Annotated in this window: 12 protein-coding genes and 1 pseudogene; 3 read left to right on the top strand and 10 right to left on the bottom strand. The window is 43.2% G+C overall.

What is annotated here, in order from left to right:
- From moaE to moeA, 3 genes are read right to left on the bottom strand one after another with little or no spacing between them, the layout of a single operon-like run.
- A complete protein-coding gene (moaE, locus tag ABH961_RS18980) occupies positions 1-465 on the bottom strand; it encodes a molybdopterin synthase catalytic subunit MoaE (protein WP_000185929.1) in 465 nt (154 codons plus the stop codon).
- Positions 462-977, bottom strand: coding sequence for a molybdopterin-guanine dinucleotide biosynthesis protein B (gene mobB, locus ABH961_RS18975; protein WP_048540769.1), 516 nt, complete (start codon positions 975-977; stop codon positions 462-464). The genes moaE and mobB overlap by 4 nt, the downstream gene beginning before the upstream one ends.
- Complete coding sequence (moeA, locus tag ABH961_RS18970) at positions 947-2,236, bottom strand: molybdopterin molybdotransferase MoeA (RefSeq protein ID WP_098080047.1); 1,290 nt, start codon at positions 2,234-2,236, stop codon at positions 947-949. The genes mobB and moeA overlap by 31 nt, the downstream gene beginning before the upstream one ends.
- 83 nt (positions 2,237-2,319) lie before the next feature.
- Between moeA and moaC the strand changes: the two genes are divergently transcribed.
- Complete coding sequence (gene moaC / locus ABH961_RS18965) at positions 2,320-2,805, top strand: cyclic pyranopterin monophosphate synthase MoaC (protein ID WP_048540774.1); 486 nt, start codon at positions 2,320-2,322, stop codon at positions 2,803-2,805.
- 37 nt (positions 2,806-2,842) lie between these two features.
- Here moaC and ABH961_RS18960 read toward each other — a convergent pair whose 3' ends face one another.
- From ABH961_RS18960 to ABH961_RS18935, 6 genes are all read right to left on the bottom strand, one after another.
- Positions 2,843-3,856 carry a molybdopterin-synthase adenylyltransferase MoeB gene (locus tag ABH961_RS18960; RefSeq protein ID WP_048540776.1) on the bottom strand — a complete coding sequence of 338 codons (1,014 nt, stop codon included), beginning with the start codon at positions 3,854-3,856 and terminating at the stop codon, positions 2,843-2,845.
- Positions 3,857-3,872: 16 nt separating this feature from the next.
- A complete protein-coding gene (moaA, locus tag ABH961_RS18955) occupies positions 3,873-4,886 on the bottom strand; it encodes a GTP 3',8-cyclase MoaA (protein WP_098080049.1) in 1,014 nt (337 codons plus the stop codon).
- 232 nt (positions 4,887-5,118) lie between these two features.
- Positions 5,119-8,940, bottom strand: a complete 3,822-nt coding sequence (locus tag ABH961_RS18950; protein WP_404519797.1) for a BclA-related collagen-like exosporium protein — start codon at positions 8,938-8,940, stop codon at positions 5,119-5,121.
- Between the two features lie 121 nt (positions 8,941-9,061).
- Positions 9,062-9,385, bottom strand: coding sequence for a hypothetical protein (locus ABH961_RS18945; RefSeq protein WP_001110863.1), 324 nt, complete (start codon positions 9,383-9,385; stop codon positions 9,062-9,064).
- A gap of 20 nt (positions 9,386-9,405) precedes the next feature.
- Positions 9,406-9,630 carry a spore germination protein gene (locus ABH961_RS18940; RefSeq protein ID WP_000512462.1) on the bottom strand — a complete coding sequence of 75 codons (225 nt, stop codon included), beginning with the start codon at positions 9,628-9,630 and terminating at the stop codon, positions 9,406-9,408.
- 77 nt (positions 9,631-9,707) lie between these two features.
- Positions 9,708-10,013, bottom strand: coding sequence for a rhodanese-like domain-containing protein (locus ABH961_RS18935; RefSeq protein WP_000141210.1), 306 nt, complete (start codon positions 10,011-10,013; stop codon positions 9,708-9,710).
- A gap of 199 nt (positions 10,014-10,212) precedes the next feature.
- Here ABH961_RS18935 and ABH961_RS18930 point away from each other — a divergent pair, with 199 nt between their 5' ends.
- Positions 10,213-10,395, top strand: coding sequence for a hypothetical protein (locus tag ABH961_RS18930; RefSeq protein ID WP_000171896.1), 183 nt, complete (start codon positions 10,213-10,215; stop codon positions 10,393-10,395).
- Positions 10,396-10,444: 49 nt separating this feature from the next.
- On the opposite strand, the gene ABH961_RS18925 is transcribed toward ABH961_RS18930, so the two are convergent.
- On the bottom strand, positions 10,445-11,569 hold the full coding sequence (locus ABH961_RS18925) for a homoserine O-acetyltransferase family protein (RefSeq protein WP_098080053.1): 1,125 nt from the start codon (positions 11,567-11,569) through the stop codon (positions 10,445-10,447).
- A 152-nt stretch (positions 11,570-11,721) separates the two neighbouring features.
- Here ABH961_RS18925 and ABH961_RS18920 point away from each other — a divergent pair.
- Positions 11,722-12,065, top strand: a pseudogene (locus ABH961_RS18920) (spore germination protein); the annotation flags it as partial.

Below are 12,065 nucleotides of genomic sequence, written 5' to 3'. Positions count from 1 at the left end.
TTATAGCTCCTTCCCAGGCTCTCCCGCCGGATATGGTGTTTTTTCTAATTGATCACCAATCCATGAGTCTCCATCTTCCCAAAACTCCTTTTTCCAAATCGGAACAATTTGTTTTATGCGTTCCATAATGTATTCATTCGCCTCATAGGCCGCTTTACGATGCGGCGTTGAAACAGCAACAACAACCGCGATATCAGAAATTTGCAGTGTACCGATGCGATGTGTAATCGCAACGTGTGTACCTGGCCACTTCTCTTTCACTTCTGAGCCAATTTTCTCTAGCATCTTTTCTGCCATCGTTTTATAAGCGACATATTCTAAGTATAATGTACGACGCCCTTTCGTAAACTCCCTAACCGTTCCAATAAATGTTGTAACAGCACCACATTCGCGGCGAATAACCTTCTTCGCTACCTCTTCAATCGAGATTTCTGTATCAATTACTTCATAATACGTATTTGTCATTTCGTACTCCTTACCGTTTGTATAAACCAGTCTATATACAACTCTTCTTCTGTTATATGAAATACTTTATATTCTTCTCGTAAGTTTGCAGGTGCATCATGCCACGTAATAACCGCTACTATATTTTCTACTTTATGTAAAAGTTCAACGTCTTCCGCAGAACGAAGTAATACTACTTTCGGATAGCTCTCTTTTTTATAGCCCTCTATTAAAATTGTATCCACTTCAAAAAACTCATATAAGCGAATAATTTCTTGCAAGGACCATTCCTCTCTTAATGACGACAGTGAAAGTAATCCATCGCCTTCTACACTACTGACAACAGCACCAGCTTTTCGGTGCCTTTCACTATCTTTTTGCGCTACTTCTGGAAAACCTCCGTGCCCGTGATGTTTAATTGTAGAAACTTTCATGTTTCGTTCAGCTAATGCATATACAATTTTCTCAATAAGCGTTGTTTTTCCGCTATTTTGATATCCTACTATTTGTAAGATTGAAGGGGCTTTGCCCATGGCCAATCACATCCCTCGTCGTGCTCTAACAATAATACAGATACTTTCATCCCTGCTTCAAATCCTCTCGTTCCTCCAGGCAACACAATAAAAGCATTCGCATCGGCGAGTGAAGAGACCGCACTCGATTTATCTAAACCGACCGGCATCGCTTGTAATGCCCCGTCTACGATTGTCACGTTTGCTCTTACAAAACGAGTAAACGGATTTGGCTTCGGAAAATCTTTTTGTAAAATAGCATCCGCTCTATATACGTGGGGTTCTTTCGCATACAAATATGTTTTTATAACCGGATGCACAAATAGCTCAAAGCCTACGTAGCAAGCTGACGGATTTCCTGATAAACCGAAAAGTAACTTTCCATCAACTTCAGCTACTGTCGTTACACTTCCTGGTCTCATCGCTATTTTATTAAAGAGTACATTCGCCTGTAATCTTTCATAAATAGCTGGCAAGTAGTCATAATCTCCTACCGACACACCGCCTGTCGTAATTAAAATATCAACCTCATCCATCGCCGATCGAACAGCTGCAAAACATGCATCTAACTCGTCAGCAAGTTGGCCATAATAACGCACTTTCCCTCCGGCTTTCATAATTTGAGCTGCAATCATATACGAGTTACTATTTCTAATTTTCCCCGGTTGTAACGACTCGTGTACTTCTAACAATTCGCTTCCTGTCGTCAGGATACCAACAATAGGCTGTTTTACAACTTTCACAGTACTATATCCAAACGTTGCTAATAAGGCGGCAATACCTGGATTGATTGCAACACCTTTCTTAACGAGAACTTGATTTCGTTTTATATCTTCCCCTTTAAACGACACATTGTCACCACTATTAAAAGGACGCTTTACCTTCATATATGTTTTTCCATTCTTCTCAAAACCTTCCGTCAGCTCTAGCATTACGACTGCATTACACCCCTCTGGAATAGCTGCTCCTGTCATAATACGAACCGCCTGAAAAGGTCCTACTTCTTCTATAAAAACAGATCCTGCCCCGATTTCTCCTATTACTTCAAACTCAATCGCATTCTCTTGATTTGCTTCTTTCGTATCTTCTGCTCGAATCGCGAAACCATCGTAAGGAGAACGATCGAAATGAGGAACGTCATGATCAGAGATAACATCCTCCCCAAGAATTCTCCCGTAACTTTCCGTAATAGAAACCTCTTCTACTTCACCATTTTTCGCATATTCCATTACTCTCTCTACTGCCTCAGCAACTTGAATTGGAATTCGTTTTTCTATCATCGTTTCTCACCTCATATTTGCAATTTTTTTTATCTCGATTAAACTTTATATATTAAATAGAAATTACTTCAAGGAGGAATTCCATGTCTTCATTCACACACTTTAATGACCAAGGACGCGCGAAGATGGTTGATATAAGTGACAAAAAAGCAACCGTCCGAACAGCAATTGCGTGCTCTAGCATTGTCGTTACAAAAGAAATTTACGATAAAATCTCTCACAATGAAATTGGGAAAGGTGACGTATTAGCAGTTGCACAAATCGCAGGTATTATGGCTGCGAAACGCACTTCTGATATTATCCCAATGTGCCATCCTTTATTATTAAAAGGTGTTGACGTTTCTTTCGATTGGAAACAATTCGAAGAACAATATCGATTACTTATTGAAGTAAAAGTTAAAACAGAAGGTAGCACCGGTGTTGAAATGGAAGCTTTAACAGCCGCTTCCGCTACAGCTCTTACTGTGTACGATATGTGCAAAGCTGTTGATAAAGGTATGATTATTGGCGAAACTTACTTATTTGAAAAAACAGGTGGAAAAAGTGGAGATTATACGAGAAAGTCTTAATCTTCTCTCCGTTGAACCTAAAGGGCTCCCTTTAGGTTCAACCTATATATCTTGCATATAAGCGTTTTGCTATATTTATATCATTCGTCCCATGAATAAACGCCCTGCCATCTGTAAATAAAACAAACCGAAATTCCTCCACCGGAAATGATAATAAATACGGAGTAGCTTTTACATCCACACTTCTTTGTAAGCGCTTTTTAATTTCTTCTAAATTAAATTCATTCCGCACACCTGGACGGATTTGTACTGTATTTCGGCCACATAACACTTCTGTTTTCGTTTGTGCTTCAAATGTTAAACTCGGATATGTACGTAATCTTCCGCAAGATAAACATGTGTCTTTTTTCTGCCTATTCACTTTAAATGCCATCTGTTGATTATTCCAAAGATCAAACGATAACATCGTTTCGCGAAGTGCCCCATAGTCTTCTACTAATATTTTCAGCGCTTCCGTTATTTGATGCGCAACTACTAATTGTACTGCCGGCTGTATAATACCAGCCGTATCACATGTTGCCCCGCTCGCTGGATGTTCCATTAAACAGCGGAAACACGGTGTTTTTCCTGGTAAAATTGTATACGTTACTCCGTAGCTTCCGACACAACCACCATATATCCACGGAATATTATACTTTTGTGAAATATCATTAATAAGAAGACGCGTTTCAAAATTATCTGTCGCATCTAATATTAAATCTACATCATTCACTAGCTCTTCCATTTCTTGCACCGTTACATCAGTCACAACCGGATTTATTTTCACCTCAGAATTAATCGCTTGTAAATGCTCTGCTGCTGCTACCGCCTTTGGTTTATATTGCTTTGCATCTTCTTCTGTATATAATTGTTGCCTTTGTAAATTACTCCATTCTACATAATCACGATCCGCAATTGTTATTTTGCCAACACCTGCTCTAACAATTGCTTCTGCATTCGCTGCCCCGAGAGCACCAGCGCCGATAATAAGCACATGCTTCTCTCTAATTTTTCTCTGACCTTCTTCTCCAACACCAGAAAATAATATTTGTCTTGAATATCGCTCCTGCATACGATAGCCCCCTTTCTTATCCTCCTATATAAGACATTTCAATTTTCGGACGATTCTTTGCACTTTCTTCTGTCCGTTCATCCGAATACCTGTCTTTTCTATTCATCCATACATCTTGTATAACGCTTACTAACTCATCATCCGAAAGATTTCCTCTAAGAAGTTCCCTTACATCCAATCCTTCTGTCGCAAATAAGCAAGTATAAAACTTTCCATCTGCCGAAATTCTTGCTCTCGTACAAGAAGAACAAAATGATTCTGAAACAGAAGTAATAAAACCGACTTCGATATTTGTTCCAACGTAACGATATCGCTTCGCAACTTCACCGAAATAATGCGCTTCAGCTGGCTCAAGTGGATACACACTATGAATCATTTCAATTAATTCTTGCTTTGTAACGACTTGATCAAAGTTCCATCCATTTGTACTACCAACATCCATAAACTCAATAAACCTAAGTGTGATTCCTTGCTCTTTAAAATAAGCAGCCATCGGAAGTACTTGATGTTCATTCATCCCTTTTTTCACAACCATATTTACCTTTACATCAAGCCCGGCCTCTTTTGCAGCCATAATTCCCTTTATAACAGGTTTTGTATTGATATTCCGGCCATTAATGTCCTTAAATACATCGTCATCTATTGCATCCAAACTAACATTTACTCTATGTAATCCAGCTTCTTTTAATGCTTTTGCTTGTTTCGTTAAATGAATTGCATTTGTCGTTAACCCTATATCTACTAACCCTTCAATTTTCACGAGACGAGCAATAAGTTTTGTTAAATCTTTACGCAGTAGTGGCTCGCCACCAGTAAGTCTAATTTTTCGTACACCGATGCTAACAAATAGTTTTGCCAAACGTTCAATTTCATCAAACGTCAGTAAAAACTCATCTTTCAAAAAAGCATAATCTGGCCCAAAAACTTCCGCTGGCATACAATATGTACATCTAAAATTGCAACGATCAATGACAGATATGCGCAAATCTTGAAGTGGGCGCCCCAAAAAATCTGTAACCATCTCCTGCATCGCCACCCTCCCTTTCTGCCAAATTTCTCTCTTTTCATTCTATTATAATATATTTTCGAACTGCGATGTTTTTGCTCAAGTGAATAAAGTGAAACTTTCCTAACCAATTAGACTACCTACAAATAACTAGATAAAGTGAAACTTTAATCAGCCCTCACCAATCGGGCTTTTACGGGCAATTAATGCGAGATAAAAAACCTTGAAGCATAAAAGCCCCAAGGTTTTCTCCCTATTAACTTAACCTAATAATAGTTAGCGTAGCTCCTGGTGTTGTCGTAGATAATGTAGCTATTGCAAGTAATCCAAATAACTGCAGACTAATAGCGGCTCCAGCAGGCAAATTAGCAATGATTGTCGCATTAAATGAACCTGTAGCTATTGCTGGTGAATTTATTGTTCCTGCAAGCGGACTGCCATTTACAGTTATACGCGAACTTACAAGTAAAGAGGCTGTTAAATTTATTGTATAAGCTATATAGTAATTCCCCGCATTCGCAACCGTAAATACGGTATTTCCTCCGCTAACGGTAATTCCTGGTCCAATATTTTGATTGTTCGGTAATGGTACATTTGTACCACCTAATAAAACGGAAATAGCGGTTCCTGATGTATTATTCGCAAATGCATACGTTGCAGTTGTACTAACTCCAGTCGCCCCGGTCGCCCCAGTGGCTCCGGCTCCGGTTGGACCTTGTGAACCGGTTGCTCCTGTTGCCCCCGTTGGACCTTGGATTCCTTGCGGGCCTTGAATTCCTTGCGGGCCTTGAATTCCTTGGGGACCTGCCGCTCCGGTTGCTCCTGTAGCTCCCGTTGGACCTTGAATTCCTTGCGGGCCTTGAATTCCTTGTGGGCCTTGAATTCCTTGGGGACCTGTCGCTCCGGTTGCTCCTGTAGCTCCCGTTGGACCTTGAATTCCTTGCGGGCCTTGAATTCCTTGGATTCCAGTTGGGCCTTGTGGGCCGGTCGGACCTATGTCACCTTGCGGACCTTGGATTCCCTGTGGGCCTTGTGCTCCTGTTACCCCCGTCGCTCCTTGGATTCCTTGAGGACCTTGTGGACCTTGAATTCCTTGTGGGCCGGTTGGACCTATGTCGCCTTGTGGGCCTTGAATTCCTTGTGGACCTTGTGCTCCTGTTGCCCCCGTTACTCCTTGGATTCCTTGTGGACCTTGAATACCCTGTGGACCAGTTGGACCTATCTCTCCTTGAACACCTTGGATTCCTTGCGGACCCTGTAAACCCGTCACTCCGGTTGCTCCCGTTTCTCCTGTCCCTCCTGTCAATCCAGTTGAGCCTGTCGCCCCGGTATCTCCTGTTACTCCTGTCGCACCTGTTGCTCCTGTCGGGCCAGGTGGTCCACCAGATGGACCTGTTACTCCCGCCGGACCTGATGGCCCCGTTGGGCCGGTCGGTCCTGCTGGTCCTCCAGATGGGCCTGTTACCCCTGTTGGACCGGTTACTCCTGTTGGGCCTGTAGTCCCTTCCCCTGTCGCACCTGTTGCTCCCGTATCTCCTGTTGCCCCCGTCGGACCTTGGATTCCTTGAATTCCTTGTGGACCTTGCACTCCTTGTGCGCCCGTCGCTCCTTGAATTCCTTGTACTCCTTGCACTCCTTGTGGCCCCATCGGACCGGTTGGACCTATCTCTCCTTGTACACCTTGCATTCCTTGGGGGCCCTCTGGACCTGTTGCTCCTATTTCCCCTTGTATCCCTTGAATTCCAGTTGCTCCTTGTGCTCCAGTTGCTCCCGTTATCCCTTGCACACCTTGTATTCCCTGAATTCCTTGTGGACCTTGTGGGCCTGTTGCTCCTACCGGTCCTTGAATGCCTTGTATCCCCTGAGGACCCTCTGGACCCGTTGCTCCAACTGGCCCTTGAACACCTTGTATTCCTTGCGGGCCCTGAAGTCCCTCTGGGCCTTCTGGACCGGTTGGACCTATCTCTCCTTGTATCCCTTGGATTCCAGTTGCTCCTTGTGGCCCAGTCGGACCTATGTCACCTTGCGGACCTTGGATTCCCTGTGGGCCTTGTGCTCCTGTTCCCCCTGTCGCTCCTTGGATTCCTTGAGAACCTTGTGGGCCTTGAATTCCTTGTGGGCCGGTTGGACCTATGTCGCCTTGTGGGCCTTGAATCCCTTGCGGACCTTGATCTCCAGTGGCCCCCGTTACTCCTTGAATTCCTTGCGGACCTTGAACACCTTGGGGACCCGTCGGACCTATCTCTCCTTGCACTCCTTGGATTCCTTGCGGACCTTGTAAACCCGTCACTCCGGTTGCTCCCGTTTCTCCTGTCGCTCCTGTCACTCCAGTTGAGCCTGTCGCCCCAGTATCTCCTATTACTCCTGTCGCCCCGGTTGCTCCTGTCGGGCCAGGTGGTCCACCAGATGGACCTGTTACTCCCGCCGGACCTGATGGCCCCGTTGGGCCGGTCGGTCCTGCTGGTCCTCCAGATGGGCCTGTTACCCCTGTTGGACCGGTTACCCCTGTTGGGCCTGTAGTGCCTTCTCCTGTCGCCCCAGTTGCTCCCGTTTCTCCTGTTGCCCCCGTCGGACCTTGGATTCCTTGAATTCCCTGCGGCCCCTGCACTCCTTGCGCTCCCGTCGGACCTTGAATTCCTTGAACTCCTTGTACTCCCTGTGCTCCCATTGGACCTGTTGGACCTATCGCCCCTTGAGCACCTTGCACTCCTTGAGGCCCCTCTGGACCCGTTGCTCCTATTTCCCCTTGTATCCCTTGAATTCCAGTTGCTCCTTGTACTCCAGTTGCTCCCGTTATCCCTTGCACACCTTGTATTCCCTGAATTCCTTGTGGACCTTGTGGGCCTGTTGTTCCTACCGGTCCTTGAATACCTTGTATCCCCTGGGGACCCTCTGGACCCGTTGCTCCAACTGGCCCTGGCACACCTTGTATTCCTTGCGGGCCCTGAAGTCCCTCTGGGCCTTCTGGACCTGTTGGTCCTATATCACCCATCGGACCTTGGATCCCTTGAACTCCTTGTGGTCCCGTTTCTCCTGTTGGACCCGGTACTCCTTGTATACCTTGTGGACCTTGATCTCCTGTCGCCCCTGTTACACCTTGAGGCCCTATAGCTCCCTGTATACCTTGTGGACCTTGATCCCCTGTTGCTCCCGTTGCCCCTTGAATACCCTGAACTCCTTGGATTCCTTGTTCACCAGTTACTCCCGTCGGACCAGGAATACCTTGAATACCCTGCGGACCTTCTGGACCTGTTGGTCCAATTGGCCCTTGAACCCCTTGTATTCCTTGCAAGCCCTGTGCTCCCGTGCTTCCAGTCGGACCTGTACTTCCCGTTGCTCCTGTTACCCCTGTACTTCCTGTAGCCCCAGTATTTCCCGTTACTCCGGTTGCTCCTGTACTTCCACTCGGTCCACCACCCGGACCTGTCGCACCAGTCGGCCCGGTCGGACCAGGAGGTCCTCCTGATGGGCCAGTGATCCCTGTTGGACCGGTTACTCCCATCGGACCTGTTATCCCCTGACCAGTCGCTCCCGTTGCTCCTGTATTTCCACTTGGTCCTTGTGATCCTTGTATCCCTTGTGCCCCTTGTATTCCTTGTGGACCTGTTGCACCTGGTACCCCTTGCACACCTTGAATTCCTTGAGGTCCCTCAGGTCCAGTCGCTCCAATCGGACCTTGTAACCCCTGTATCCCTTGTATACCTTGTGCCCCAGTCGCTCCGGTTGGACCAATCGGACCTTGTAACCCTTGCACTCCTTCTGGTCCTGTCGCTCCAGTTGCTCCTTGTGCTCCCCTCAATCCTTGCGGCCCCTGCTGTCCTTCTGGTCCTGTTGCACCTATTGGTCCAACTGGTCCTTGTATCCCTTGCACACCTTGAGGTCCTGTAGGGCCCATCTCCCCCATTGGACCTTGTAATCCTCTTGGTCCTTGAGGGCCAGTCGGACCTTGTGGACCGGTTGGGCCAGTAATCCCAATGCCAGTAAATCCCGTTGGAACGGGTGGAAAGGTAGGACCAATAAGATTTGGTGAAATTCTGAAATTAGAGTTTAATGAATGTTTTTTATCGCGCTCTCTCACACTTTCACCACCTGCACACCATCTTTTTTACATTAAACAAACCTCTTCTTCTTAATATGTATTTACAAAAACAAACTCAAAGACTATTTTTATTTGAAATAATAAAAACTCCCTTAAATCCTTAAGGGAGTCCAGCAATTGAATCCATATTATCTGTATTAGGGACAGCTTGTGCTATACTCGATGCATTTACACTTTGCCCCATATTTGTTCCTGTTACAGTACCGGCAGGAGTACCTCTTGTATATGTTGTCGTCACCGAATCACCCGGCTGTAAACAAAGCTTCGTCTCCGTCCCTATTACTGTAACAACGTCGATCCAAGTGCACCCCATTGAGCCACTATAGGATTTCGTAGCAGTAAATGACGTATCACTCAAATTATCACCAGTAAATATATTCCCAGTGTTATTCACAATAACAAACTCTTTTATATGAGCAGGCATAATTACACTCTACCTTTCCTCTACGAACCTAATGTACGTGTACTCGTTGCTAATGGCGGAAGAAATACTGATGTTCGAATCACCGCTTCTGGCTGCCTTTTCCCATTTAAAAAAACAGCCGCACTCGATCCTCCAGCACCTGCATATATTTTTGCTACAGCTAAAGGTGAGATATCATAACAGTCACCGACATTAACAGCCCCTGTATTATTAATAATTTTTACTTTCCGCAAGTTAATCCCCATTTACCTATCCCCCTTTTGTACACTGTATGCAAAAGAAAAAAACTTGAAACAAACACGTTTCAAGTTTTTTTAGCTACTTATTTCGTTTCACCTTCATATTGAAGCATACCGCCAACCATGTTCATTGTTTTAAATCCTTGCTCATTTAAATAATGACATACATTTTCACTGCGCATTCCCGAGCGACAAATAAAGATATATTCATTCTCTTTATCAAAGAAATCTACTTTATTTGGGATATCACCCATTTTAATATGTACAGCTTCTGGAATTTTCCCTGCCGCTACTTCTTCATCTTCCCTTACGTCTACTAAAAATAGCGTTTCTCCATTTTCTAAACGCTCTTGCACTTCTTCTGTAGTAATTGTTTTAACTTCTGTCATATGTCGTTCCTCCTTATATACAATAAAACCTTTAGTCTCTTCCTTAAACAAGCATATCTAGTCAATTTTAGCATGCGAAAGAAAGAACGCAAAGAATGGAAATTTTATTTCTCAATTTTCTCGCAAAACTTATTCTTTACAAATATAACTCGTGCATTGTATCCTCAATATACTTGTTTTATGAAAGGAGCCAATGAAAATGACACTTTTTCTTTTCATTACGGGCATCATTTTCTTAATCGCCGCAATTATTGCACTTAGTATGAAGAATAATAAAAAGATAAAATCACCACAAGAAATGTCATTCTTATTTCTATTGCTTAGTATCGCATTCTTCGGTATAGCAATTGCCACATATATTTTCCGTCTACAAATCATGTAAAAAAAGGTGCCTACTACATATATCGCACCTTTTTCACACCATTTATTTTCTACACCAAACTAGATACTCTCCGATTTAAAAATTCATAAACTTTCTTTTCAAATAAATGAATATCAAATGCTCCTGCCATATGCCCATTTATACTTTCTATCTCATACACTTCCGCATACTTCCCTTGTTTTTGCAAAATGTCTACCATTTTATAATTATAACGTGACGGCTGAAGCAAATCTTGTTTGCACGGAATCATAAGTACATTTGCTTCTATGTTAGAAAGCGCCTCTTCTAAAGACAAAAATCCATGCGCAATATCATGTAATAAAACTGCTTTCGCAGTGTATATCCACGAATTTGCATCTACTAACTCTATACTTCTATATGTCACTTTATTTATTTCTTTCTCAAATGATGTTAATGCAGCAAATGTTTCATAAGGTTCTTTCTCTACACTATTACGAGGGAATGTCGTTTCATAAAAATGCTCATCAAATGCGTTCATAAACATCATTCTATTTGCTAAATGAAGTCCCTTCATTGGCTGCTCTTCTCCATATTTTCCGCCCTTCCAACTTGGATCCAGTTGAATAGCCTCAATTGCATTTTGTGCTACATTTACCGACGTAATAATTGGATTTTGCGGGTTCGTAATAACACCAATCATCCGCTCTACCATATGAGGATAATGAACAGCCCATTGCTGCGCAATCATCCCACCAGCTGACGGTCCCATTACAGCATGTAACCTTGAGATTCCCATATCTTTTATTAACTCATATTGCATACGAGCTACATCAAGAAATGTAAAAACCGGAAAATCCATCGCATATTCATCTCCAGTTTTCGGATGAATCGATTTCGGTCCCGTTGTAAACACATAAGGGTTCTTCACCTGCACATTACAAAGATTATCAGTGCATATAACAAAATATTTATTTGTATCAATTGCTTTTCCCGGCCCAATTAAACCATCCCACCAACCAGACTCCCCATCATGCGCTGTATATTTTCCTGCCGCGTGACTCGTTGCACTAAAATAATGGCATACCAAAATTGCATTTGACCTTTCTCTATTTAAAGTACCATACGTCTCATACCCCATTTGAACAGGAATTCCCCTACCATTTTCAAACGTAAACTCTCTTAAAACAAATTTTTCTTTTTTTACAAATTGCACAGACTCGCCCTCTTCCCGTCATAGTATGAACTGCTTACTAAAGGATTTTTTCTATGCAAACCATTCTCCTCCTTCTTTTCATAAATAAATGAATAATATACAAAATTAGCCACAAAATAGCACTATATTACACAATCAAAGAGGGCATACATATGATCTGGAATTGGCTACGTAAGAAAAAAAAATCAAATACGACAGAGAAAAACGAAACAGATAACTCGGAGCAACAGCCTAACAATCAAGAGGATGATAACAAAGAACAGACTAGAAGTATGAAACATAATAAAGATAGCAATAGCGAACAAAAAAAAGAGGAACACAAAGAGCCTTCTCAGGATCCGCAGCAACAACAAAATTCTAAACAAGACGACTCAGATCAGAATCAACAACAACACTCTAAGCAAAACGACCCGGATCAGAATCAACAACAACACTCTAAGCAAAACGGCTCGGATCAGAATCAACAACAAAATTCTAAACAAGACGACTCGAATCA

Origin of the sequence: Bacillus sp. RC251 (assembly GCF_044908765.1) — a bacterium.
Lineage (GTDB): Bacteria > Bacillota > Bacilli > Bacillales > Bacillaceae_G > Bacillus_A > Bacillus_A wiedmannii.
This window is presented reverse-complemented; position numbering and strand designations above follow the sequence as displayed.